Here is a 23,171-nt window from a genome sequence, read left to right as displayed (position 1 = left end):
GTCCGCCGCATCAGCTGGTCGGGGCGGTCAGGGTACGGATGTCCCACAGCCACACGTCGTCCACCCGCCGGCCGGGGCCGACGATCTGCTCCACGGTCCGGCGCAGCGGCTCGGCGTGGTGCTCCCGGACCGGCAGCACCAGGATCGCCGCCTGCCAGTGCCGCAGCTCGTCCATGGACCGGCGCCGCTCGCGGTCGGTCAGGGTGAGCACCCGGCCGGTGGTCGACACCTCGTCCAACAGTTCGCTGACCCCGCTCGGGCGCCCGCCGAACCGGCCCGGATCGCCGGTGTTGCCGTTGCGCGGGGCCAGGAAGTAGCCGCCGGGGATCTTGAAGTCGAGGTCGGTCGAGGCGGCCCAGCGCATGCCGTTGGTGTGCCCCATCGCCGGCACCGGCACCGGCACCAGCGACTGGTCCGGGCCGACGAACTGCCGCCAGTGGCCGGACGAGATGAAGTTCGGTACGGGCGGCCGGGAGCTCATCTTCAACGGCAGCGGGACCAGCGGCAGCAGCACGACGGCCAGCGCGGTGACCACCCCGACCCGGCGGACCCGGCGGTCGACGCTCTCCAGGGACCAGGCCCGGTCGACGGCCAGGGCCAGCAGCAGGCCGATCGCCACGGTCGTGATCAGACCGAACCGGGTCGGCACCACCGCGTCCAGCAGCGGCAGCTTGACCAGCCACTCCCACGGACCCCAGAACAGGTCCCGGTTCCAGTAGGAGACCCGTTCGCCGAGCGACAGGACGGCGAAGATCAGGCCGGTCGCGGCGAGCGCCCGGACGATCACCTCGCGCCGCAGCCAGATCACGATGCCCAGGGTGAGCAGGGCCAGTCCCCAGCCGAAGAACGCGTTCTCCTCGGAGTAGTTGGGGGCCAGGTTGGCGTTGGCCCGCTCGTTGCCGCCGAGGGTCGGCGAGCCCGGACTGACGAACGCGGCCAGGTCGTTGCCGTAGTCGCGGACCGCGTCGCTGAGCCCGTGGTACGCCTGCCGCCCGGCGAACTGGACGTAGAGCGGGTACGCGAGCAGGGCGACGGCGAGCACGGCGCAGACCGCCAACCCGCCGGCCAGTGGCCGCCACGCCGTACGGAACCTGCCCGGCTGCTGGACCAGCACGGCGGCCAGGAAGACGCCGCAGGCCAGGGCGGTGAAGAGCAGGATCTCCTCGTTGATGAACGCCTGGTAGCTGACCAGCAGCGCGAGGATGATCCCGTCCCGGACGACCCGGGTGGACCGGGTCAGCAGGATGACCCGCCAGACGATGAACGGCAGCAGGAACTGGGAGATGATGTTCGGGTGCCAACTGGCGTGCGAGAGCAGCGCCGGGGAGAACCCGCAGAACCAACCGCCGACGATCGCCGCGATCGGGTTGCGGACGACGTACCGCGAGAGCACGAAGTACCAGGCCGAGGCGGTGCCGGCGAGGCCGAGCGTCACCAGGACCACGAAGGACACCGCCGGCCCGAACAGCAGTGTCACCGGGATCATCGGGATGCCCAGCCCCAGGACGGCGGTGTTCGCCATCAGGTTGACCCCGTCAGGATAGTTCAACCGGTCGGTGAAGAACGGGTATTCGCCGTGCAACACCACCCGTACGGAGTGGGCCAGGAAGAACTGCACCTGGGCCGGGTCGCTGCTGTAGAGCGACGCCACCCGACCGGCCGGGTCGAGCCAGATCTGGCTGGTCACCCAGAACGCCGCGAGCAGGAACGCGCCGAACACCAGCAGGTCCCGGCGGCGGGTCGGCCAGCGGCGCACGGGCGTACCCGGATCGCCGGACCGGTCCACGGTGCCCTGGTCCGAACCGGAGGGCGGCGGTGTCCGTCGCGTACCGGCGCCATCGTCCGGCCCGACGGACCCGCCGCCGGCATCGACGGAAACCGGGCCCTGCTCACCGGTCGGATCAATGGCAGCGGGCCCGCCGGACCCGGGAGCCTCCGGATCCGGCATGGTTTCGAGACGTGGCTCGGCAAGCGTCACAGTCGGCGGAGTCTACCGGAGCGTCACGGACGTATCGGACGGCACGTACGGGTTTGCGCAACGAGATCCGTACGCCAGGCGTGGGCCGCCAAAAGCTGGGACGGCTTTGCGAGGTGACGCCCGAGCCCCGCCCGAGATCTCGTAAGATGTGGCTTCCGCAGCACGCCGACGGGATCGGGGGCTTACAGGTGGTTTCGGTCCGTCGTGGCGGTGTACTGGCTGCGGTGCTGACATTGGCCCTGGTCAGCACGGGTTGCGGCCCGAGCACGGTGGAGCCGTCCGACCCGCTGAGGGTCGGTGCCGACTCCCGCGACGGCGCGTTGGAGACCTGGCCGGCCCGGGGCGGTCTGGTCACGGATCCACAAGCGACCGCCGCCGTCACCCGCGCGGTGGCGCGCTGGCGCTCCCCGGTCGACGACCGGGTGCACATCTCCTCGTCCGGCATCCTCTGGCTCGGGCAGCTCGAAGGTGGCGGCCCGCTGGCCCTGGTCGCCGCAGACGTGCCCGGTGACGCGGCCTCCTGGTTGCTCCAGCTCACCGGGCGGGGCGCGGAGTTCGAGGTCACCAACGCCGTCGACTACTCCGATCCGGGCTACCTGATCTATTCCGACGTGCTGCCGGTGGTGGTGCCGGAGGGCCGGCGCTACCTGACCTCCACCCGGGTCGAGCGGCTACTCGGCCCGAACGGCAAGCCGCTGCCGGTGACCGACGGGGTCAGCGCGCCGGTCGCCGTACCGCGCTGCGGTGCGGTGCCGATCACCGCCCGGCTGCGCAGCACCGAGTCGCTGCCCCAGGGCAGGGCGAACGACCGGCTGCTCGACCTGGGCACCGGGATCGCCGGGCCGCGCTATCCGCTGGTGGTCGACGAGTCCGGGTCCGGGCTGAGCGCCCTGGAGGGTCTGGACACCTGTGTGCTGGCCACCGCCACGGGTCCGTTCGGCAGCGTTCCGCGCCGGATCCACGACCGGGACCACCTCGGCTCCGTACCGACCTCGTGGCCGGCCGACCGGGTCGCCACCAAGCCACTCGGTCAGGTCCGCTTCGGTACGGAGAAAGCCGGTCGCCTCGACCAGCTCTCCTGGCACACCGACGCGGGCATGATGAACGCCGTCGTGCTGCGGCCGGCACAGGGCGACCCGGTGGTCTCCGAGGCGGACCGGGTGAACCCGTTGCAGGCGTACGAGCTGCCCACCCCGGACCGGAACCTGGTGGTGCTGGTCTGGCGGGCCAACTCGGAGACCAGCCTGGCCCTGCCGGCCGGGGTGACCCGCCTGGTGGACCGGCCGGGTCTGGCCGTGGTCGAGAAGCCGGCCACCCGCGTGACGTTCACCCTCAACTCCGCCGACAAGTCCTACCAGCGCCAGATGGGCGGTCAGTAGGCGCGCATCGCGCGTCACCCGCACGGCACCGGCGAACGAGACGAACCACCGGGGAGACGACCGGCGCACAACACGAACCGCCGGCGGGAACGACCGGTGACCGGTCATCCCGCCGGCGGCGGAGTTTGCGCTCGTCAGGAGCGGCTGCTGTGGCCCTTGGTGCGCTCGCCGGTGGCCGGCCGGTCGCCGCTTCCGGCGGAGATCCGGACCGGCTCGATCGGCGCGTCCAGGCGGGACACCCAACCGGTGACGTCGCGGGCCACGTCCTGGGCGGTCAGCCCGAGGTCGGCCAGGATCTGCGCGCGGGTGCCGTGCGGCTGGAAGACCGGCGGGACCCCGAGGTCGCGCAGCGGCACCAGCAGGTCGGCGTCGCGCATCGCCTTGGCCAGCGCGTCACCCACCCCACCGGCGCGTACGCCGTCCTCGACGGTCACCACCAGGCGGTGTGAGCCGGCGAGCGTCACCAGGTCCTCGGGGATCGGACGGATCCAGCGCGGGTCGACCACGGTCACGCCGTAGCCCTGCTCGGCCACCCGGGTCGCGACCTCGACGCCGAGCGGTGCGAACGCGCCCACGGCGACCAGCAGCACGTCCTTGCGTGCCGACTCGGCCAGCACGTCAACGGTGCCGAACCGGCGCACCGCCGGCAGGTCCTTGGCGATCGAACCGGTCGGGAAACGCAGGATGGTCGGGCCGTCGTCGACGGCGACCGCCTCGCGCAGTTCCGCGCGCAGCGTGGCGGCGTCGCGGGGGGCGGCGATCCGCAGGCCGGGCACCACCCCGAAGACGGACATGTCCCAGATGCCGTAGTGGCTCGGCCCGTCCGGGCCGGTGATGCCGGCCCGGTCCAGCACGAAGGTGACCGGCAGCTTGTGCATCGCCACGTCGAGCAGGACCTGGTCGAAGGCGCGGTTGAGGAAGGTCGCGTAGACCGCCACCACCGGGTGCAGGCCACCGAGCGCGAGCCCGGCCGCCGAGGTGGCCGCGTGCTGTTCGGCGATGCCGACGTCGTAGACCCGCTCCGGGTACTTGCGGGCCAGCGAGGCGATGCCGGTCGGCTCGGCCATGGCGGCGGTGATGCCGACCACGTCGGGCCGCTCGTCGGCGATCGCCACCAGCTCGTCGGCGAAGACGTGGGTCCACTTCACCGACGGCGCGGCGAGCAGCTTGCCGGTTGCCACGTCGAACGCGCTGCTCGGGCCGTGCAGGCAGTCCGCCTCGTCCTCTTCGGCCGGCCGGTAGCCGTAGCCCTTGCGGGTGACCGCGTGCACGATCACCGGACCGCCGAAGCCCCGCGCCCGGCGCAGGGCCGACTCGACTGCGGCCACATCGTGCCCGTCGACCGGGCCGACGTACTTGATGCCGAGGTCCTCGAACATGGCCTGCGGCGTGACCGCGTCCTTGATGCCCTTCTTGACCGCGTGCAGCACCTCGTACATCGGACGGCCGACCAGCGGCGTCGAGCCGAGGGCGTCCTTGACCACGTCGAGCACCCGCTCGTAGCCGGGGTTGAGCCGCAGCGTGGAGAGGTGGTCGGCCAGGCCGCCGATGGTGGGCGCGTACGACCGGCCGTTGTCGTTGACCACGATGACCAGTGGGTTGCGGGCGGCGGCGATGTTGTTCAGCGCTTCCCAGCACATGCCCCCGGTGAGCGCGCCGTCGCCGACCACGGCGACCACGTCGCGGCGTTCACCGCGCAGGGCGTATGCCTTGGCCAGCCCGTCCGCGTAGGAGAGCGCGGTGGAGGCGTGCGAGTTCTCGATCAGGTCGTGCTCGCTCTCGGCCTGGCTCGGGTAGCCGGAGAGCCCGCCGCGCTGGCGGAGATTGTCGAAGCCGTCCTGCCGGCCGGTCACCATCTTGTGCACGTACGCCTGGTGCCCGGTGTCGAACAGGAACCGGTCCCGGGGCGAGTCGAAGACCCGGTGCATGGCGAGGGTCAGCTCGACCACGCCGAGGTTGGGGCCGAGATGGCCACCGGTGCGGGACACCTTGGCGACCAGAAAGTCCCGGATCTCGGCGGCGAGCAGGTCGAGTTCCTCGGCCGACATCCGCTTGACGTCCTGGGGGCTGCGGACGGTAGCCAGCAGCCGACCAGGGGTGGCCGCACCCTCTTCAACTCTCATGACCGGAGAGTCTATCGGCCCCGGCGGCTACCGCAGCCCGGGCCGAGATCGTGCTCGGAGATTCGTCCGAGGGCGGGAGCGCTGCCGTCCGGGTCGGCCCGTACGCCGATCAGGCAGCGCCTTCCACCGGATCGGCGACAACCACGGGCAGTAATGACACAGGCACTCCGAGCAGGGACGACGTTAATATGGCGGTAACACCCTCCTCTGTCAGAGGTGTTACAGATGTCGCCTCCCGGTAGTCACCCGCACTGGTCCGGCCCGAACGCCCGGCCGAGCCGGATGTCCGGCCGGTACGCCACCGGCCAACTCCTGGCACTGATCGTCGTCGTCCTGGTCGGCCTGCCGCTGCTTCCCCTGCTCCTGGTGATCATCGCCTGGATCCGGCTCAGGGACCGGACCCAGGCCCGCGCCGAACGGCGGGCCGCCGGCAGCCCGGCCGCTCCCGTACACCACCTGCTGCCGCACTGAGCCACCGCGCGGCAGCGGATCCGATTCGACCGGTCAGGCCGGGGTGAACAGCCCGACACACTCCACGTGCTGGGTCATCGGGAACATGTCGTACCCGCGCAGCGCCACCAGCCGCCAGCCGGCCTCGGCGAAGATCCGTACGTCGCGGGCGAACGCCGCCGGGTCGCAGGCCACGTACGCGATCGCCCGTGCGCCGACGCCGGTCAACGCCCGGACCACCTCGGCCCCCGCACCGGTCCGCGGCGGGTCCAGCACCACCAGGTCCACCGGTCCGGTGATCCGGCGGCGGGCCAGTGCGGTCTCCACCTTCGCCGACACCACCTCGACCTGCCCGAGGTCGGTCAGGTTCTCCCGGGCCGCCGCGACGCCGGACGGCGCCGCCTCGACCATGGTGACCCGCCCGGTCGGCCCGACCCGGCCGGCGAGCGCGGCGGCGAACAACCCCGCGCCGCCGTAGAGATCCCAGGCCCGTTCACCGGTACGCGGTTCGAGCAGTTCCAGCACCGTGTCGACCAGGGTGTCCGCGGCGGCCGGGTGGACCTGCCAGAACGCGTCCGGTGGCAGTTGCCACTCCCGTCCGGCGGCCAGCTCGCGGACCGTCGCCGGCCCCCGCTCGGCGACCGGGGTGCCGTCCACCACTGTCTGCACGGCGACGTCACCGCCGGTGGAGGCGACCGTCTCCACCGCCTCGGCGGTCGGCCACCGCTGCCCGTCGGTCGAGAGCACCGGCAGGAGTTGGATCGCGGGGTGGGCGATCAGGCACCGGTCGACCGGCACCACCTCGTGCGAGCGGTGCTTGAGCAGACCGGCCCGACCCGCGGCGTCGACCGCGTACCGGACCCGCGACCGCCAGCCGAGCGGTCCGCCGGGCAGTGTCTCGACCCGTACGCCCAGGGCGTCGATCTCCTCCGGGGTGAGCCGACCGAGCCGGCGCAACTGCTCGCGTACGACGTCGGCCTTCCAGTCGAGCTGGGCGCTCGGCTCGACGTGTTGCAGGTCGCAGCCACCACACCGGTTCGGACCCGCGTACGGACACGGCGGGGTGACCCGAGACGCCGAGGGTTCGAGCACGGTCACCGCGTCGGCCCGCAGGTATCCCCGGTTCACCTCGGTGATCTCTGCGATCACCCGCTCGCCGGGGAGCGCGTGCCGGACGAAGACGATCTGACCGTCGAGCCGGCCCACGCAGTGCCCGCCCGGCGCCACCGCGTCGATGGTCAACTCGACCAGCTCCGCCTCGCCCGGACCGGAGTCCGCCGCCCGGCTCCCGGCCACGCCCGACTCAGCCTGCTCCACCCGCTCCGCCTGGTCCACGAACTCCACCCGCCTTACCCGCTCCGCCGAATCCGTTTGGTCCACGAACACCACGAACTCCGCCCGCTCCACCGACTCCGTCTGGTCCGGTGCCGCGCCGGTCGGCGCCTCGGTCCGGCTCATCGGGGCCGCTCCGTCGGGTCGGGATCGGTCAGCGTCGGCGCGACCGCCGGCGGCTGGGCCGGGGCCGGGGTCAGCGGGGCATGGCCGACACTGGCACCGCGCGGGCCACGGGCCGGGCCACGGCTGAGCGTGGCGTCGTACCGGTCCAGGTCCTTGGTCGCGGTCGAGGCGAGCTGCCACGGCACGCTGGTCACCATCACGCCGGGCTCGTAGAGCAGGCGGCCCTTGAGCCGCAACGCGCTCTGGTTGTGCAACAGGTTCTCCCACCATCGGCCGACGACGTACTCGGGAATGAAGACGGTGACCACGTCGCGGGGTGCGTCGCGACGCACCGAGGCGACGAAGTCGAGGATCGGCCGGGTGATCTCCCGGTACGGCGAGTCGATCACGGTCAGCGGGACCGGCACCTCACGCCGCTCCCACTCGTCCTGGATCGCCCGGGTGTCCTTCTCGTCGACGTTGACCGTGACCGCGGTCAGCGTGTCCGGTCGAGTCGCCTGAGCGTACGCGACCGCCCGCAGGGTGGGTTGGTGCACCTTGCTGACCAGCACGATGGCGTGGTTGCGGGCGGGCAGCATGGGCCGCCCCTCGGCCGGGGTCAGCTCGGCCGCGACGGTGTCGTAGTGCTTGCGGATGCCGAGCATGAGCAGGTAGATCACGGCCATCGCGGCGATCGCGATCCAGGCACCGAGCAGGAACTTGGTGATCAGCACGATCACCAGTACGACGCCGGTCAGCCCCATGCCGAAGCCGTTGATTCCCCGGGACCGGATCATCTTCCGGCGCCGCTCCGGATCGCGTTCCACCCGCAGCAGCCGGTTCCAGTGCCGGATCATGCCGGCCTGGGAGAGGGTGAAGGAGACGAAGACGCCGACGATGTAGAGCTGGATCAGTCGGGTGATCTCGGCCTGGAAGCCGACGATCAGCACGATCGCGGCGACGGAGAGGAAGACGATGCCGTTGGAGAAGGCCAGCCGGTCGCCCCGGGTGTGCAGTTGCCGGGGCAGGTAGCGGTCCTGGGCCAGGATCGAGCCGAGCACCGGGAACCCGTTGAAGGCGGTGTTGGCGGCCAGGAAGAGGATCAGCGCGGTGACCCCGGCGACGATGTAGAGCAGGAACGAGCCGCTGCCGAAGACCGTCTCACCGAGCTGGGTGGTGACCGTCTTCTGCACGTACCCCTCGGGTCCGCCGATGATCTGCCGGGCCGGGTCCTCGACGAACTGCAAATGGGTCAGGTGGGCCAACGTGACGATGCCGACCAGCATGGTGATCGCGACGATCCCGAGCCACAGCAGTGTAGAGGCCGCGTTCTTGCTCTTCGGCGGCTTGAACGCCGGTACGCCGTTGGAGATCGCCTCCACCCCGGTCAGCGCGGCGGCGCCGGAGGAGAACGTCCGCAGCAGCAGGAAGATCAGGGCGAAACCGGTCACGCTGTGCTCGGCCTGGATCTGCAACCCGGCGCTGGGCGCCTGTAGGTCGTGACCGAGCACGAAGATCCGGATCAGACCGGTGAGCACCATCCCGATGATGACGATCATGAAGCCGTAGGTCGGGATGGCGAAGGCCGTACCCGATTCACGCAGGCCACGCAGGTTGATCGCGGTCAGGATCACCACCGCCGCCACCGCGACGCCGACCTTGTGGGTGGCCACGAACGGCACCACCGAGCCCAGGTTCGCCACCCCCGAGGAAACCGACACCGCGACCGTCAGCACGTAGTCGACCAGCAGCGCGCTGGCCACCCCCACCCCGAACTTCGGGCCCAGGTTGACCGTGGCCACCTCGTAGTCGCCACCACCCGACGGATATGCGTGCACGTTCTGCCGGTAACTCGCCACCACGGTGAGCATGACCACGACGACGGCCAGCGCCACCCACGGCGAGAAGACGAACGCCGAGGCACCGGCGATCGACAGGGTCAGCAGGATCTCGTCCGGCGCGTAGGCCACGCTGGAGAGCGCGTCGGAGGCGAAGACGGGCAGAGCTATGCGCTTGGGTAGGAGGGTGTGCTGCAACCTGTCGGACCGGAACGGTCGACCGAGCAGCAGCCGCTTCATCAGAGAGGTGGGACTGGCCACAACCGGTAAGAGTACGACCGGGACCGGCTCATCGGCATCGGGTGGCGATCAACCTCTCCCCCCGGCGAACCGGTACGGTCGGGCGGCGTGAGCTGCCACCGGCATGGCACGCTCTGGGAGTCCCCCGGCCGCCGGGTGGAGCACACGGTTCACGCCAGGAGGAAGCACCGTGCACATCGTGATCATGGGGTGTGGGCGGGTCGGCTCGACGCTCGCCCACAGTCTGGAGTCCCGCGGTCATTCGGTGGCCGTGATCGACCAGAACTCGGACAGCTTCCGCCGGCTCGGCCCCGACTTCGGCGGGATCACGGTCACCGGGATCGGGTTCGACGGCGACGTCCTGCGCCAGGCCGGCATCGAGCGGGCCGACGCCTTCGCCGCGGTCTCCAGCGGCGACAACTCCAACATCATCTCGGCCCGGTTGGCCCGGGAGACGTTCGGGGTGTCGCGGGTGGCGGCCCGGATCTACGACCAGAAGCGGGCCCAGGTCTACGAGCGGCTCGGCATCCCCACCGTCGCCACCGTCCGGTGGACCGCCGACCGGATGATCCGCCACCTGGTGCCGGAGGGGAACGTGGAGATCTTCCGCGACCCCACCAGCACGGTGTCGATCATCGAGGTGCCGGTGCACAAGGACTGGATCGGCCGCCCGATAAAGGCGATCGAACAGGCGACCGGCGCCCGCGCCGCGTACGTCATGCGGTTCGGCATCGGCACGCTGCCCACCGCGTCCAGCGTTCTACAGGAGGGTGACCAGCTCTTCATGCTGGTCACCGACGACATGGCCGGCGGGGTCACGACGGTGGCCGGCGCGCCGCCCGAAGGGGGACAGTGACATGCGGGTCGCCATCGCCGGTGCCGGCAACGTGGGCCGGTCCATCGCCCAGGAGCTGATCGACAACGGCCACCAGGTGATGCTGGTGGAACGCCAGCCGAGGATGCTGCGCCCGGAACGGGTGCCCGCCGCCGAGTGGGTGCTCGCCGACGCGTGCGAGCTGGCCAGCCTGGAGGAGGCCGACCTGGCCAGCTGCGACGTGGTGGTCGCGGCGACCGGTGACGACCAGGTCAACCTGGTGGTGTCGCTGCTGGCGAAGACCGAGTTCGCGGTGCCCCGGGTGGTGGCCCGGGTGAACCGGGCGGAGAACGAGTGGCTCTTCACCGACCAGTGGGGGGTCGACGTGGCGGTGAGCAAGCCCCGGGTGATGGCCGCGCTGGTCGAGGAGGCGGTCACGGTCGGCGACCTGGTCCGGCTGATGACCTTCCGCCAGGGCGAGGCGAACCTGGTCGAGATCACCCTGCCGAAGGCCGCGCCCTACGTCGGGCACCCGATCCACGCCGTACCGCTGCCCCGCGACGCCGCCCTGGTCGCCATCCTGCGCGGGCGACGGGTGCTGGTGCCGAGCCCGGACGACCCGCTTGAGGCGGGCGACGAGCTGATCTTCGTCTGCACCACCGAGGTGGAGGACGCGGTCCGCGAGGTCATCCTCGGCCCCGACAGCGTCGAACGGACCCGGGCGGAAGGCTGACCGGCAGAACCGGAACCGCGGTCAGCTCGGGCTGGCCGCGGTGGCCGTACCGGCCGGCGGCGAATCCCGGGTCACCCGGCGCACCGTCCAGACCGTGATCGCCAGCAGCAGCAGGTACGGCGGGTAGCCCAGGGCCAGCCGGGCCACCCCGAGCGCGGTCTCCTGGTCGGCGAGGTACAGCGCCGCCTGAACGCCGACCTTGGCCAGCCAGACCACACCCCAGAGCACGGTGAGCCAGGTGAAGGTACGCACCAGCCGGGCGTCGTGCCGCCACTCCGACTTGCCCTTGGCCACCAGCACCGACCAGATCCAGCCGACCAGCGGCTGCCGGATCGCGGCCGACGCCAGCAGCGCCAGGCCGTACGCGATGCCGTAGAGGATGCCGGGCAGGTAGAAGTCCTTCGAGTCACCGCTGCGGAAGGCGATGAAGGCGCCGACGCCGATGCCGAACAGGCCGTTGACCGCGTGCCGGATCGGCCGCCGCTGCACCAGCCGCAGCACCGCGATGGCGACCGCGACGGCCAGCGAGGCGATCAGCGCGGGGCGCAGCTCGGCGAGCACGTTGACCAGGACGAAGACGAGCACCGGAACGCTCGACTCGACCATCCCTCGCCAGCCGCCGAGCTGCTCGGCCACCTGCTCGGCCATGCTGGGCAGCGGGGCTTCGTCCGCCGGGTCGGCGTCGACCTTGGCGGCCGGCTGTGGTCCAGTCGTCATCTGCGCGTCTTCCGTTCGGGGCGGCGGCTGCCCGGCCTCGTACTCAACGGGGCAGTTCCAACTCGTAGTGCGGGTTGTAGATGACTTTACGGTCATCCCGGATCGCCACGCGACCACGAACGGTCAATTGCCGCCCCGGCTCGATGCCGATGATGTGCCGACGCCCCAGCCAGACCAGGGTCACCACGTCGGTGCCGTCGTAGAGGTCGGCCTCCAGGGTGGGCAGGTTCGTCCGTGGGGTGTACACCACCGTACGGAGCCGCCCGGAGATCGACACCAGCTCGCCCCGACGGCAGAGCCCGGCCGGTGTGGCCCCGCACTGCGCGCTCTCCCGGCGCAGCTCCTGCGCCTCGATCTCGGCCTCGCTCGCGGTCAGCCGCTGTAGGAGGTTGCGCAGCGACCCCCGACCCTCGTCGGTCGCCATGACCCCGTGCCACCCTCCTCGAACCGCCCCGGATCATCCGGTCGCGGCCAGTTCCAGCCGGTCCCGACGGGGACCGTGCCTTCAGCGTACGCCGCCGTGCCGGACCGCCGCGGACCGGCGGAACACCGCTCAGGCCGACCCGCGCGGCCTCGGTGAGGGCTTGCCCCGGCGGGCCTGTGGCTGGTCCGGGCCGCTGCCGTTGACCCGCGCCACGGGCGTCGCGCCGGCCCCGTCCGGGCCACCGCCGTCCGCCCGGATCACGGATTCGCCGCCCGGTGCGGTACCGGCCGCGGCGGCCTCCGCCGCCTGCCGCTCGGCGATCTCCTTGGGCAGACGCAGCGGCAGCGGCTCACGGACCGGCTTGGCCTCCTGGCCACGGTCCACCACGAGACCGTGCAGGCAGTCGGCGAGCGGACCGGCGGCGTCCGGGTCGCTGGCCACCCGGCCCTGGTAGACACCGCGGACCATCCAGCGCGGCCCGTCGATGCCGACGAACCGCAGGTCGGTCAAACCCTCCGGGGTACGGACCCGGGCCCGCAGCTCGACGCCGTACTCGCCGTCGCTCTCCTCGACCGCGGTGCCCTCCTTGAACAGCGACTCGCGGATCTCCTGGCGCACCTCGTCCCAGATGCCCTCGGACCGGGGCGCGGCGAAGACGCCGAGCTGCAACGCGTTCTCCCCGTGCAGCAGCACCACCTGTTGGACCACGCCCTCCGGGTCCGCCTGGACCCGGATCTCGACGTCGGCGATCGCGGGGATCTTCAAGCTGCCCAGGTCGAGTCGCTCCACCCCGGACGGGGCCTCGGAGACGTCGTACGGGCCCCCGGCGCGGACCGGGGCGTCGGACAGGTCGTCCACGGGCTGGTCGACCGACGCCGGCTCGGACCCACCGGCCCGCTCGTCACGCGCGTGCCGTCCGCCGCGTCCTCGGGAAAAGATCACCGTGCCGACCTTTCGTTCGCGACTGCGGGGCTCGCAAGCTCACTCCTCGCGCTCACCGTGCCGACCTTTCGTTCGCGACTGCGGGGCTCGCAAGCTCACTCCTCGCGCTCACCGTGCCGACCTTTCGTTCGCGACTGCGGGGCTCGCAAGCTCTACTCGCATTCCGGCGCAGCCGCGTCCCACGCGGGCCGCCCCGGAACGCTCGCTCCTCGTGCTCACCGTGCCGACCTCTCTGCCTGCTGCTCGCTTGCGTCGCGTGGCGGGACCAGACCCGCGTGCCCGCCCGTCGAACCGTGTCCATTCTCGCCCCGCGCGGTGGCGGGAAGTTCGTCGACGGGATGGAAGCGGACGTGTTCCACCCGCTGCACCACGAGTTGCGCGATCCGGTCGCCACGAGAGATCTTGGCAGGGTTCTCCCGGTCATGGTTGATCAGGTTCACCAGGATCTCGCCGCGGTAGCCGGCGTCGACCGTACCGGGCGCGTTGAGCACCGTCACGCCCAGCCTGGCGGCCAGCCCCGAGCGCGGGTGGACCAGCCCGACGAAGCCGTCCGGCAGGGCGATCGCGATCCCGGTGGGTACCAGCGCCCGAGCCCCCGGTGCGAGCTCCACGTCCCGCGCCGCCAGCAGGTCGGCACCGGCGTCGCCGGGATGGGCGTACGCCGGCAGCGGTAGTTCCGGGTCGAGCTGTCGGACGGGTACGGGCACGGCCTGGGTCACGGTGTCACTCTTTCCGATCCGTCGGGTGCGTGGCGCTGGCCTCTATCCTGCCGGGTCACCCCGCCGCGCCGCGCCGTACCCTCACACTGTGGCACCAACTCGTCTCACCTCCGCCGCCGCGCCGGCCCTGACGGACGCCGACGGCTATCGCGAACGGCTCCTCCTGCCCTGGTGGGGGTGGCTGGCCGGGATGGTGGCCGGCGCCCTGCTCGCGATGGAGATCTGGATGGGCTCGGACGGCGCACGGGCCTGGGTCCCGTTCGCCGTACTACTGCCGTTGATCGCGCTCGGGCTCTGGCGGGTGGGGCGGATCACGATCCGGGTACGCGACGGCGAGCTGCTGGTCGACGACGCCCGGCTGCCGGTCGGGTACGTCAGCGACGCGATCGCCCTGGACGCGCAGGGACGCCGCGAGGTCCTCGGTGTCGGCGCGGACCCGCTCGCCTTCGTGGTGCAACGCCCCTGGGTGGCGGGTGCCGTCCAGGTGGTTCTCGACGACCCGGCCGATCCCACCCCGTACTGGGTGGTGAGTTCCCGGTACCCGGTGCGGCTCGCCGAGGCGATCCTGGCCGCTCGTGGCCCCGCCGGGACGACCGCCCCGGTGGCTCGTGGCCCGGCCGGCACGACCGACCCGGTGGCTGGTGACCCGGCCCGGACGGCCGATCGGTCCGACGCCGGTAGCGCCACCAACACCGCGCCGGCGGCCGGTTAGGCCCCGCCCGGCTCAGCCCCGCCCGGCCGGTCCGGTGCCGATTCGGGTCGGTCGCCGATGGCCAGCTCCGGCGGGCCGGTGATGGCCCGGAACTGCTTGCGCAGGTCGGTCCGGATCGCGTCGCCGAGCTGGAGGGTCGCCCGCCGGTTGAGATAGCCGGCCACCGCGGCGCCGGTCAGGAACGGGGCGAGGGTGGTCAGGTTGCGGCCGAACCGCCGCAGCAACGTCTCCCGGAGCTGCTTGCGCACCGCCGGGCCGAGTACGGCGCTCACCCCCATGCCGGGCAGGAACGGGTTCACCCCGCGCCGGCTCGCCCAGGACTGGATCATGGCGCTGGCCCGCTGGGTGGTGCTCCCGGCCAGCCGCACCCCGTACGCCTCGTGCAGCTCGCCGATCAGCTTGATCTCGATGGTCACCACCGCGACCGTCTCGGCGGCCAGCAGCACCGGTGCGGAGAGCAGAGTCGGCGTGACCGCCCACTCCACCGCCGCCACCCCACCGCCGGCCGCACCCACCCCGGCGGTGGCCCGAGCCGCGTTACGGATCAACCGCTCGGCGAGCGCGTCGCCGTCGAGGCCGTCGTAGTGCCGCCGGAGCGTGTCCCGATCCCGGATCGGGATGTGCGGGACCACCTCACCGACCACGTCGCTCATCCAGCGGATCGCCGCCCTGGGCCGGAACAGGTCGCCCAGACCGCGGGCACGAACCTGGCCGACGAGCCGGCCCAGCAGCCGGCGGCGCCGCGCCGGACCGATGTCGTCCTCGGCCAACGCGGCGATGGTCGCACCGAGGTCACCCTCGGCGCTCTCCAACTCGGTGTCCGGTGGATTGCCCACCGGACCGGTCCCCCCAGTCGGCGCCGGCACCCCCGCAGGGGTTTCCGGCGCCTGCTCGGAGCGGGTCATGCGCTGACCTCCAGCCGTGGCGATCCGTCCAACGTCGAGTCGGTCGGATCGAGTCAAGCAGGTCGGTGCCACCCGCGCATCTCGAATCGAACGCGGCCTACCCTTGCCGCGTTCCCGTACCGCCGCCCCCCGGCGTCGGTGTCCAGCTCAGGCGCACTCGCGGCAGATCAGCTCGCCGTTGCGCTCCACGGCGAGTTGACTGCGGTGGTGTACGAGGAAGCAGCGAGCGCAGCGGAACTCGTCCGACTGCATCGGCAGCACCTTGACCGTGAGCTCCTCGTCGGCCAGGTCGGCACCCGGAAGCTCGAAGCTCTCGGCGACTTCGGCCTCGTCGACGTCCACGGCGCCCGACTGTGAGTCGACGCGCCGGGCCTTCAGCTCTTCCAGGCTGTCCTCGCCGAGGTCGACCTCGTCGCGACGCGGGGCGTCGTAGTCGGTGGCCATCGGTTTCACTCTCCCATATCGATATAGTCGCTTCCGGTTGTAACGCCGGAAGACACTGTTTCGGTTCCCGCTGGCCGGTCATCTTTTTCCGGTCGCCGACCCCGGCTCGGTGCCCGGGCCACGGCCGCCAGGAGAACACCCCTGGCGAGCGCGGTACCTTACCCCCCATCGGGCGAGGCATGTATACCGCCCTCGCGGCATGCATGTACGCCCGAGCGGCCAGAGTTGTTCCCAATGTGACTCAGGCGACACGAAGATAGGGGTAGCGGTAGGCCGAACGGCGTCGGCACGCCGGCAGGTTTGCCGGTTTCCGCGCCGGGCCGGACAACGGCTAGCCTCACCGGCATACTCGGTAGCCGACGGCGGCCGGTTCTCACCAGCCGACCGGCACCACGGACCACACCTGTACGGGAGCCAACCAGATGAGTTTTGCCCGGGTGCGCGCACTTGTCGTCGTCGGGGTGCTGGCGGTGCTCGCCCTGGTCTTCGTCGGTACCGCCCTGCTCCGTGACACGCAGCGGGGCTCCGCCGCCGACGATGCCTGCCCGGCCGGCTTCAAGCGGGCCAACATCGCGCTCCGCGAGGCCAAGGACGTCAAGATCGCTGTCTACAATGCGACCGACACCCCCGCCCTGGCCGCCAACGTCGCGACGGACTTCAAGAACCGCAAGTTCCAGGTCGTCAAGCAGGGCAACGACAGCAAGCCGGTCGAGGGGGTGGCGGTGCTGCGGTACGGCCCCAAGGGGATCGCCTCGGCGCACCTGCTGAAGGCGTACTTCCTGGACGAGGCCGAGCCGGAGTACGACCCCAACCGCGAGGACGACACGGTCGACGTGGTGATCGGCAACAGCTACACCCAGCTCGCCACGAGCACCGAGGTCAACCAGGCCCTGACCGGGCTCGGCTCGCCGAAGCTGGAGCCGGGTACCTGCCCGGCGAAGGAAGACGCGAGCTGATCCGGCCGTACCGACCGGAACCGGCCCCGCCCCCGCGACCAGCGGGAGTGGGGCCGGTTCGGTTTCCACCGAAGGGGTGGATCGGTTTCATCCGAACAGATGGATTCGTCCACCCGGCAGGGCACGCTCCGCTCCGCGGGTCACGGTCCCCCGGCGGCGTCGAGCCGGGCCAGCCGCTCGTGCAGCGGCTCGAACAGGGCCGGCGGCGCGGCGATGACCAGATCCGGTCCGGGCGCCGCACCGGCCAGCCCGGCCACCCGCAGCCCCGCCTCGGCGGCGATCAACCCACCGGCCGCGTGGTCCCAGTGGTTGAGCCCCTTCTCGTAGTACGCGTCGACGGCGCCCTCGGCGGCCAGGCAGAGGTCCAGGGCGGCCGCACCGAACCGGCGGACGTCGCGTACGGCGGTGATCAGTCCGGCCAGCACCCCGGCCTGGTGGGCGCGGCGGGCCGGGTCGTAGCCGAATCCGGTGGCGACCAGCGCCTGACCGAGATCGGTTTCGGTCGAGCCGCCCAGCCGGCGGCCGTCCCGCCAGGCCCCACCGCCCAGGGTCGCGGTCCACTCGTCCCCGGTCGCGGCGTTGCGCACCACTCCCGCGACGATCTCGCCGTCGACCTCCGCGGCCAGCGACACGGCGTAGTGGGGCAGGCCGTACAGGTAGTTCACGGTGCCGTCGATGGGATCCAAGATCCACCGGACGCCACCCGGGCCCGTTCCGGCGGGACCGGCGGCGGCGCCGTACTCCTCGCCGAGCACCGCGTCGTCCGGCCGTGCCGCCCGCAGGGCCGCGACGACCTGCCGTTCCACCGCCCGGTCGGCGGCGGTGACCACGTCGGTCGCGGTGCTCTTGGTGGCCACCGCGGAGACCCCCTCGGCGCGCATCCGGCGGGCCGTACCGGCGGCCGCCCGGGCCACCTCCAGCGCCAGCTCCAGCAGTTCTTCGGCGGTCGGTCGGCTGCTACCCATCGCGTCCCCTTCTCGCACGGCTGCGACGTCCGCGCCGGACACGAGTATCATCCTTACAAAGTCCACATGCGCTCCGAGTCGGCGGCCTCCAGCCGCCGTTTCGGCGTGCGGCGCGGGAGGAACCCCGCAGACGGCGTTACAATTCACGCCTGCCCACGCGCCACGGACCGCCGACACCGGCCGGCCCGGGACTCGGGGGTCCCTCAACCACATCGGTCCGGCACGACGCCTAGCGCTGCGCTGGCCGAATCGGCCGTGCTCGCTCATCGCCTCCGGAAGGTCATTCGTGACAGAACCCCGCCACACCGGCGCCGACGTACGCTCCCTCACCGACACCCTGATCGCCCATGCGCAAAACGCCGGCGGCCAGCTCACGTCGGCTGAGCTGGCGCGCACGGTCGAGTCCGCTGAGGTGACTCCGGCCCAGGCCAAGAAGATCCTACGGGCGCTCTCCGACGCGGGCGTGACCGTCGTGGTCGACGGCTCCGCGAGCACCCGCCGCCGGGTCGCCGCGGCCCGATCGGCCACCCCCGCCTCGCGGGCCACCACCGCCAAGGCCACGGCCAAGAAGGCGGCGCCCGCCCCCAAGCAGGCCGCGGGCTCGGACGAGGCCACCCCGGCCCGCAAGGCGGCTGCCGCCCCCCGCGCCGCCGGTGAGGCCGGAAAACCCGCTGAGACGGCCGCCAGGCCCGCAGCGCGGGTGGGTAGGGCCACGAAGGCGGCCGGCGCCGCCACGGGCGCCACCGGGGCCGCGAAGGCCACCAAAACCGCGGTCAAGCCGAAGTCGGCCGAGGACGGCGGGGTCGACGGCGAGATCGATCCCGAGGCGCTCGCCGCCGAGATCGAGGATGTCGTCGTCGAGGAGCCGGCCGAGCTGGCCCAGGCGGCCGAGACGGACGCGGCCAGTGCCGCCACCGACAACGACTTCGAGTGGGACGACGAGGAGTCCGAGGCGCTCAAGCAGGCTCGGCGCGACGCCGAGCTGACCGCCTCCGCCGACTCGGTCCGGGCGTACCTCAAGCAGATCGGCAAGGTCCCGCTGCTCAACGCCGAGCAGGAGGTCGAGCTCGCCAAGCGGATCGAGGCCGGCCTCTACGCCGCCGAGCGCCTGCGCGCGGCCGAGGAGGGCGAGGAGAAGCTCGTCGTCCAGATGACCCGCGACCTCGGCTGGATCTCCCGCGACGGGGAACGGGCGAAGAACCACCTGCTGGAGGCGAACCTCCGACTGGTGGTCTCGCTGGCCAAGCGTTACACCGGGCGCGGCATGGCCTTCCTCGACCTGATCCAGGAGGGCAACCTCGGCCTCATCCGCGCCGTCGAGAAGTTCGACTACACCAAGGGCTACAAGTTCTCCACCTACGCCACCTGGTGGATCCGCCAGGCCATCACCCGCGCCATGGCCGACCAGGCCCGCACCATCCGCATCCCGGTGCACATGGTCGAAGTGATCAACAAGCTGGGCCGGATCCAGCGCGAGCTCCTCCAGGACCTGGGCCGCGAGCCCACCCCGGAGGAACTGGCGAAAGAGATGGACATCACACCTGAGAAGGTGTTGGAGATCCAGCAGTACGCGCGGGAGCCGATCTCACTCGACCAGACCATCGGTGACGAGGGCGACAGCCAGCTCGGCGACTTCATCGAGGACTCCGAAGCGGTCGTCGCGGTCGACGCGGTTTCCTTCTCACTGCTACAGGACCAGCTCCAGCAGGTGCTCCAGACCCTCTCCGAGCGGGAGGCCGGGGTGGTGCGGTTGCGCTTCGGACTCACCGACGGACAGCCCCGCACCCTGGACGAAATCGGACAGGTGTACGGCGTCACCCGCGAGCGGATCCGGCAGATCGAGTCGAAGACGATGTCGAAACTGCGCCATCCGTCCCGTTCCCAGGTCCTCCGGGACTATCTTGACTGACCCAAAACGTCAACTAGTTGTGTCGCTTTGATCACCAGGTGTACAACACCCGATAGCGATCGGCCGGTTTCCCGGTTGTGATCGTTGACGTGGCACCCTTGGTGCACGGCACACTGTCTCTACCACGTGTGACCTCGGTCCCCCGCGGGCACACTGGGAAGGCCACACCCCGCCAGGGTGTTGCAGGATAGGTGAGCAACGACCGAAGAGAGTGTTCATCGGTGACGACCCGAGGAGGAAGGCGATGAACCCGACCCTCACGCCGCCGCCCGCAACGGCGGCTCCCCCAGCCGCCGATGAACGGTGCGACCGCTGCAACGCCGCCGGCAAGCTCCGGATCACCCTCGCGGGTGGGAGCGAGCTGGTGTTCTGTGGACATCACGCGAACAAGTACGCCGAAGATCTGGTGAAGATCACGGTCCGGTTCGCGGCTGACCCAGATTTCACGTGGCGTGGCGCCGATCTGATGGCGAACTGATACGAAACCCCATATAGACGACCGGAGGGGCCCCTGACGGGCACCTCCGGTCGTCTATCTCATCCCGATCCCCTGCCGGTGCCACCGGCACGAACGGGACACCAGGCCCAGCGGCGTTCGTACCACCCGATCGGGTGGTGGGACGGTCAGAGGGTCTGGATCGTGGCGATCCGCTCTTCCAGCTGCTCGATGGTGGCCTGGGCGCTCGGCGGGCCGCCACAGAGCCGGCGCAATTCTGCGTGGATCTTTCCGTGCGGCAGGTTGGTCCGGTGGTGGTGCGCCGCGACCAGGGTGTTGAGCTGTCGCCGCAGCGCGACCCGTCGCTCCGCCGCGCTGCTCGGGCGGGACGGCTCGCGGGGCGCTGGCACCGGCTCGTTCGCCGCCTGGCGCCGCTTGGCGGCCAACTGTTCGGCCTGACGCTTGTTCAGCAGTACCGACACCTGGTCGGCGGTGAGCAGGCCGGGCAGGCCCAGATACTCCTCCTCCTCCGGCGTACCGGCCTGGGCGGTGGTGCCGAACGACGCACCATCGAAGATCACCTGGTCCAGGTGGGCGGTCGCCTCCAGCACCTCGAACCGCTTGTCCAGCTCACCGCTGGCCTTCTCCTCGCGCTGGGCCCGTTCGAGCAGGTCGTCCTCGAAGCCCTCCCGCTTCTTCGGCTCGCCGATCACGTGGTCCCGCTCGGCCTCCAACTCGCTGGCCAGCCCCAGCAGGTGCGGCACGCTCGGCAGGAAGACCGAGGCCGTCTCCCCCGGCCGGCGGGCCCGGACGAACCGGCCGATCGCCTGGGCGAAGTAGAGCGGGGTCGAGGCGCTGGTCGCGTACACGCCGACGGCGAGGCGGGGAATGTCGACCCCCTCCGACACCATCCGTACGGCGACCATCCAGCGCTGGTCCGACTCGGCGAAGGAGGCGATCCGGGCCGACGAACCCACGTCGTCGGAGAGGACCACCACTGCCTTCTCCCCGGTGATCCGCTCGATCAGCCGGGCGTACGCCCGAGCCGCCTGCTGGTCGGTGGCGATCACCAGCCCGCCCGCGTCGGCCATCCCGCCGGCCCGGAGCACCTGAAGCCGGGCGTCGGCGGCCCGCAGCACCTGCGGCATCCAGTCACCGGCCGGGTCCAGCACCGTCCGCCACGCCTGCGCGATCAGGTCCGGGGTCATCGGGTCGCCCAGGCGGGCGGCCAGTTCGTCGCCCGCGTTGGTACGCCACCGGGTCTCGCCCGAGTAGGCAAGAAAGATCACCGGGCGCACCACGCCGTCGCGCAGCGCGTCGGCGTACCCGTAGATCGAGTCGGCCCGGGAGCGGGGCAGCCCGTCACCGCCGCGCTCGTAGGTCACGAACGGGATCGGGTTGTCGTCGGAGCGGAACGGCGTACCGGTGAGCATCAACCGGCGTACGGCCGGCTCGAAGGCCGCCTTGACCCCGTCGCCCCAGGTCCGGGAGTCCCCGGCGTGGTGCACCTCGTCCAGGATGACCAGGCTGCGCCGGGTCATCGTCCGCCGCCGGTGCACCTGCGGCGCCATGCCCACCTGCGCGTACGTCACCACGGCGCCGTGGAAGTCGGTGGCGGAGTGCAGGTCGGCGTTGCGGAACGCGGAGTCGAGCTGGATCCCGACCCGTGCGGCGGCCTGCGACCACTGGGTCTTCAGGTGCTCGGTCGGGGCGACCACGGTGACCGCCTCGACCGTGCCGTCGGCGAGCAGCTCGGCGGCGATCCGCAGGGCGAAGGTGGTCTTGCCGGCGCCGGGCGTCGCCACCGCCATGAAGTCCTCGGACCGCCGTCGCAGGTATCCCACCAGCGCCTTGCGCTGCCAGTCCCGCAGCGCCGGGAAGGTGTCGATCGCCGGCAGTCGGGCACCCACGCGAGAATCTCCCCTTCGGCTACCGGGACCGCGCTCTCGCGGGCCGGAGGGCCGCGGCGCGGCGGTGGCAGCGATGACGGTGGACCATGAAAACGCCTCCGCGACCCAGGTGGCGCGCGAAGGCCGTCCCAGCATAACCAGCGGAGGCGGGCCGCCCCAGGCGACACCACCGCACCGTTGGTCACACTCCCCGGCGCTCGCCTCCGCGCTCCGACGACGGCCGGATGGTGTCACCGGTTCCCGGATCGTCGACCAGTGGGACCGGCGCCGACCAGCGCCGACGCAGTGCCACCAGGCGCAGGCCGAAGATCAGCACCACCGCCGCGACCAGGGGCAGTGGTCCGGTCACCCCGGCGTAGTCCAGGGCGACCACCACGATCGACCCGGCCAGCGCCGCCACCGCGTAGATCTCCCGCCGCAGCACCACCGGGATCTCCCCGGTGAGCAGGTCCCGGCCCAGCCCGCCGCCGATCGCGGTGAGCATGCCGATCAGCACCGCACCCACCGGCGGCACGTCGGCCGCGAGCGCCTTGAGCGTGCCGGTGACGGTGAACAGGCCGAGGCCGGCCGCGTCGAGGACCAGGACCGCCGTACGCAGCCGCGCCAGTTGCGGGTGCAGCCAGAAGACCGCCGCCGCGGTGAGCGCGGCGGTGACCGCGTACCGCCAGTCGGCGAAGGCCAGTGGTGGGACCTCGTCGATCACCAGGTCACGGAAGATCCCACCGCCCAGCGCGGCGACGAAGCCGACGAAGACCACTCCGAACAGGTCGAGCCGCTTCACCACCGCGGCCGACGCCCCGGACGCGGCGAACACGGCCACGCCGGTGAGATCGGCCAGCAACAGGGCGGTCGCGGTGGTCACCGCAGAATGTTACGCGCTCGGGTGGATCCCGTCGGCGGGTCAGGCACGCATCGACTCGTAGATCTCCTTGCACTGCGGGCAGACCGGTGAACCCGGCTTGGCCGCCTTGGTCACGGGGAACGTCTCGCCGCAGAGGGCGATCACGAAGGTCCCCATGACCGCACTTTCAGCGATCTTCTCTTTCCGGACATAATGAAACATCTCCGGCCCGGTGTCCGCGTCCTTCAACTCCGGACGTTCGAGAACCTCGGTGCTCACGTCGGCATTACCTCCCAGAA

21 protein-coding genes and 1 pseudogene are annotated in these 23,171 nt (G+C 71.5%); 8 read left to right on the top strand and 14 right to left on the bottom strand.

Annotated elements, in window-relative coordinates:
- Positions 1 to 10 precede the first annotated feature (10 nt).
- Positions 11 to 1,948 carry a hypothetical protein gene (locus OG792_RS07770; RefSeq protein ID WP_329111153.1) on the bottom strand — a complete coding sequence of 646 codons (1,938 nt, stop codon included), beginning with the start codon at positions 1,946 to 1,948 and terminating at the stop codon, positions 11 to 13.
- Positions 1,949 to 2,166: 218 nt separating this feature from the next.
- Here OG792_RS07770 and OG792_RS07765 point away from each other — a divergent pair, with 218 nt between their 5' ends.
- Positions 2,167 to 3,357: a hypothetical protein gene (locus OG792_RS07765; RefSeq protein WP_442932390.1), complete on the top strand. Its 1,191-nt coding sequence runs from the start codon at positions 2,167 to 2,169 to the stop codon at positions 3,355 to 3,357.
- A 134-nt stretch (positions 3,358 to 3,491) separates the two neighbouring features.
- Here the strand turns inward: OG792_RS07765 and dxs are convergent, their stop codons facing one another.
- Positions 3,492 to 5,480: a 1-deoxy-D-xylulose-5-phosphate synthase gene (gene dxs, locus OG792_RS07760; RefSeq protein ID WP_329108541.1), complete on the bottom strand. Its 1,989-nt coding sequence runs from the start codon at positions 5,478 to 5,480 to the stop codon at positions 3,492 to 3,494.
- A gap of 225 nt (positions 5,481 to 5,705) precedes the next feature.
- Here dxs and OG792_RS07755 point away from each other — a divergent pair, with 225 nt between their 5' ends.
- A complete protein-coding gene (locus OG792_RS07755; protein ID WP_329108540.1) occupies positions 5,706 to 5,951 on the top strand; it encodes a hypothetical protein in 246 nt (81 codons plus the stop codon).
- A gap of 33 nt (positions 5,952 to 5,984) precedes the next feature.
- On the opposite strand, the gene OG792_RS07750 is transcribed toward OG792_RS07755, so the two are convergent.
- Together OG792_RS07750 and OG792_RS07745 are read right to left on the bottom strand one after the other, a co-directional pair.
- Positions 5,985 to 7,388 carry a class I SAM-dependent RNA methyltransferase gene (locus OG792_RS07750; protein ID WP_329108539.1) on the bottom strand — a complete coding sequence of 468 codons (1,404 nt, stop codon included), beginning with the start codon at positions 7,386 to 7,388 and terminating at the stop codon, positions 5,985 to 5,987.
- Positions 7,385 to 9,466 (bottom strand): APC family permease, encoded by a 2,082-nt coding sequence (locus OG792_RS07745; RefSeq protein WP_329108538.1) that lies wholly within the window; start codon positions 9,464 to 9,466, stop codon positions 7,385 to 7,387. The genes OG792_RS07750 and OG792_RS07745 overlap by 4 nt, the downstream gene beginning before the upstream one ends.
- Positions 9,467 to 9,635: 169 nt before the next feature.
- Between OG792_RS07745 and OG792_RS07740 the strand changes: the two genes are divergently transcribed.
- Together OG792_RS07740 and OG792_RS07735 are read left to right on the top strand one after the other, a co-directional pair.
- Positions 9,636 to 10,301, top strand: a complete 666-nt coding sequence (locus OG792_RS07740; RefSeq protein ID WP_329108537.1) for a potassium channel family protein — start codon at positions 9,636 to 9,638, stop codon at positions 10,299 to 10,301.
- 1 nt (position 10,302) lies between these two features.
- Positions 10,303 to 10,992 (top strand): potassium channel family protein, encoded by a 690-nt coding sequence (locus OG792_RS07735; protein WP_329108536.1) that lies wholly within the window; start codon positions 10,303 to 10,305, stop codon positions 10,990 to 10,992.
- 21 nt (positions 10,993 to 11,013) lie between these two features.
- Here the strand turns inward: OG792_RS07735 and OG792_RS07730 are convergent, their stop codons facing one another.
- From OG792_RS07730 to dut, 4 genes and pseudogenes are all read right to left on the bottom strand, one after another.
- Positions 11,014 to 11,709, bottom strand: coding sequence for a DUF3159 domain-containing protein (locus OG792_RS07730; protein WP_329108535.1), 696 nt, complete (start codon positions 11,707 to 11,709; stop codon positions 11,014 to 11,016).
- Positions 11,710 to 11,752: 43 nt separating this feature from the next.
- Positions 11,753 to 12,133, bottom strand: coding sequence for an OB-fold nucleic acid binding domain-containing protein (locus OG792_RS07725; protein WP_329108534.1), 381 nt, complete (start codon positions 12,131 to 12,133; stop codon positions 11,753 to 11,755).
- 282 nt (positions 12,134 to 12,415) lie between these two features.
- A pseudogene (locus OG792_RS07720) lies at positions 12,416 to 13,075 on the bottom strand (DUF3710 domain-containing protein); the annotation flags it as partial.
- Between the two features lie 215 nt (positions 13,076 to 13,290).
- Positions 13,291 to 13,794, bottom strand: coding sequence for a dUTP diphosphatase (dut, locus tag OG792_RS07715; RefSeq protein ID WP_329108533.1), 504 nt, complete (start codon positions 13,792 to 13,794; stop codon positions 13,291 to 13,293).
- 127 nt (positions 13,795 to 13,921) lie between these two features.
- Between dut and OG792_RS07710 the strand changes: the two genes are divergently transcribed.
- Entirely contained in the window at positions 13,922 to 14,506 is a 585-nt protein-coding gene (locus OG792_RS07710) for a DUF3093 domain-containing protein (RefSeq protein ID WP_329111152.1), read from the top strand.
- On the opposite strand, the gene OG792_RS07705 is transcribed toward OG792_RS07710, so the two are convergent.
- Together OG792_RS07705 and OG792_RS07700 are read right to left on the bottom strand one after the other, a co-directional pair.
- On the bottom strand, positions 14,503 to 15,411 hold the full coding sequence (locus OG792_RS07705) for a hypothetical protein (protein ID WP_442932389.1): 909 nt from the start codon (positions 15,409 to 15,411) through the stop codon (positions 14,503 to 14,505). The two genes, OG792_RS07710 and OG792_RS07705, sit on opposite strands and share 4 nt — an antisense overlap.
- A gap of 147 nt (positions 15,412 to 15,558) precedes the next feature.
- The gene (locus OG792_RS07700; protein WP_121159124.1) at positions 15,559 to 15,855 is read right to left on the bottom strand and encodes a DUF4193 domain-containing protein; all 297 of its coding nucleotides are present in this window, start codon (positions 15,853 to 15,855) and stop codon (positions 15,559 to 15,561) included.
- A 437-nt stretch (positions 15,856 to 16,292) separates the two neighbouring features.
- Between OG792_RS07700 and OG792_RS07695 the strand changes: the two genes are divergently transcribed.
- On the top strand, positions 16,293 to 16,811 hold the full coding sequence (locus tag OG792_RS07695) for a LytR C-terminal domain-containing protein (RefSeq protein ID WP_329111151.1): 519 nt from the start codon (positions 16,293 to 16,295) through the stop codon (positions 16,809 to 16,811).
- A 140-nt stretch (positions 16,812 to 16,951) separates the two neighbouring features.
- Here OG792_RS07695 and OG792_RS07690 read toward each other — a convergent pair whose 3' ends face one another.
- The gene (locus OG792_RS07690; RefSeq protein ID WP_329108531.1) at positions 16,952 to 17,776 is read right to left on the bottom strand and encodes an inositol monophosphatase family protein; all 825 of its coding nucleotides are present in this window, start codon (positions 17,774 to 17,776) and stop codon (positions 16,952 to 16,954) included.
- A 286-nt stretch (positions 17,777 to 18,062) separates the two neighbouring features.
- Between OG792_RS07690 and OG792_RS07685 the strand changes: the two genes are divergently transcribed.
- On the top strand, positions 18,063 to 19,685 hold the full coding sequence (locus OG792_RS07685; protein ID WP_329108530.1) for an RNA polymerase sigma factor: 1,623 nt from the start codon (positions 18,063 to 18,065) through the stop codon (positions 19,683 to 19,685).
- 244 nt (positions 19,686 to 19,929) lie between these two features.
- A complete protein-coding gene (locus tag OG792_RS07680) occupies positions 19,930 to 20,163 on the top strand; it encodes a DUF7455 domain-containing protein (protein WP_329108529.1) in 234 nt (77 codons plus the stop codon).
- 146 nt (positions 20,164 to 20,309) lie between these two features.
- Here OG792_RS07680 and OG792_RS07675 read toward each other — a convergent pair whose 3' ends face one another.
- The 3 genes from OG792_RS07675 to OG792_RS07665 form a co-directional block, all read right to left on the bottom strand.
- Entirely contained in the window at positions 20,310 to 22,031 is a 1,722-nt protein-coding gene (locus tag OG792_RS07675; RefSeq protein WP_329108528.1) for a DEAD/DEAH box helicase, read from the bottom strand.
- 181 nt (positions 22,032 to 22,212) lie between these two features.
- Positions 22,213 to 22,893, bottom strand: coding sequence for a trimeric intracellular cation channel family protein (locus OG792_RS07670; protein ID WP_329108527.1), 681 nt, complete (start codon positions 22,891 to 22,893; stop codon positions 22,213 to 22,215).
- Between the two features lie 39 nt (positions 22,894 to 22,932).
- The gene (locus OG792_RS07665) at positions 22,933 to 23,151 is read right to left on the bottom strand and encodes a DUF3039 domain-containing protein (RefSeq protein ID WP_329108526.1); all 219 of its coding nucleotides are present in this window, start codon (positions 23,149 to 23,151) and stop codon (positions 22,933 to 22,935) included.
- Between the last annotated feature and the right edge of the window lie 20 nt (positions 23,152 to 23,171).

This window comes from Micromonospora sp. NBC_01699 (assembly GCF_036250065.1).
Classification (GTDB): Bacteria; Actinomycetota; Actinomycetes; order Mycobacteriales; family Micromonosporaceae; genus Micromonospora_G.
This window is presented reverse-complemented; position numbering and strand designations above follow the sequence as displayed.

Coding starts and splice junctions, on each gene's coding strand:
- OG792_RS07770 (WP_329111153.1), bottom strand. CDS start 1,948: ATGCCGGATCCGGAGGCTCCCGGGTCCGGCGGGCCCGCTGCCATTGAT.
- dxs (WP_329108541.1), bottom strand. CDS start 5,480: ATGAGAGTTGAAGAGGGTGCGGCCACCCCTGGTCGGCTGCTGGCTACC.
- OG792_RS07755 (WP_329108540.1), top strand. CDS start 5,706: ATGTCGCCTCCCGGTAGTCACCCGCACTGGTCCGGCCCGAACGCCCGG.
- OG792_RS07750 (WP_329108539.1), bottom strand. CDS start 7,388: ATGAGCCGGACCGAGGCGCCGACCGGCGCGGCACCGGACCAGACGGAG.
- OG792_RS07735 (WP_329108536.1), top strand. CDS start 10,303: ATGCGGGTCGCCATCGCCGGTGCCGGCAACGTGGGCCGGTCCATCGCC.
- OG792_RS07730 (WP_329108535.1), bottom strand. CDS start 11,709: ATGACGACTGGACCACAGCCGGCCGCCAAGGTCGACGCCGACCCGGCG.
- OG792_RS07725 (WP_329108534.1), bottom strand. CDS start 12,133: ATGGCGACCGACGAGGGTCGGGGGTCGCTGCGCAACCTCCTACAGCGG.
- OG792_RS07705 (WP_442932389.1), bottom strand. CDS start 15,411: ATGACCCGCTCCGAGCAGGCGCCGGAAACCCCTGCGGGGGTGCCGGCG.
- OG792_RS07700 (WP_121159124.1), bottom strand. CDS start 15,855: ATGGCCACCGACTACGACGCCCCGCGTCGCGACGAGGTCGACCTCGGC.
- OG792_RS07690 (WP_329108531.1), bottom strand. CDS start 17,776: ATGGGTAGCAGCCGACCGACCGCCGAAGAACTGCTGGAGCTGGCGCTG.
- OG792_RS07680 (WP_329108529.1), top strand. CDS start 19,930: ATGAACCCGACCCTCACGCCGCCGCCCGCAACGGCGGCTCCCCCAGCC.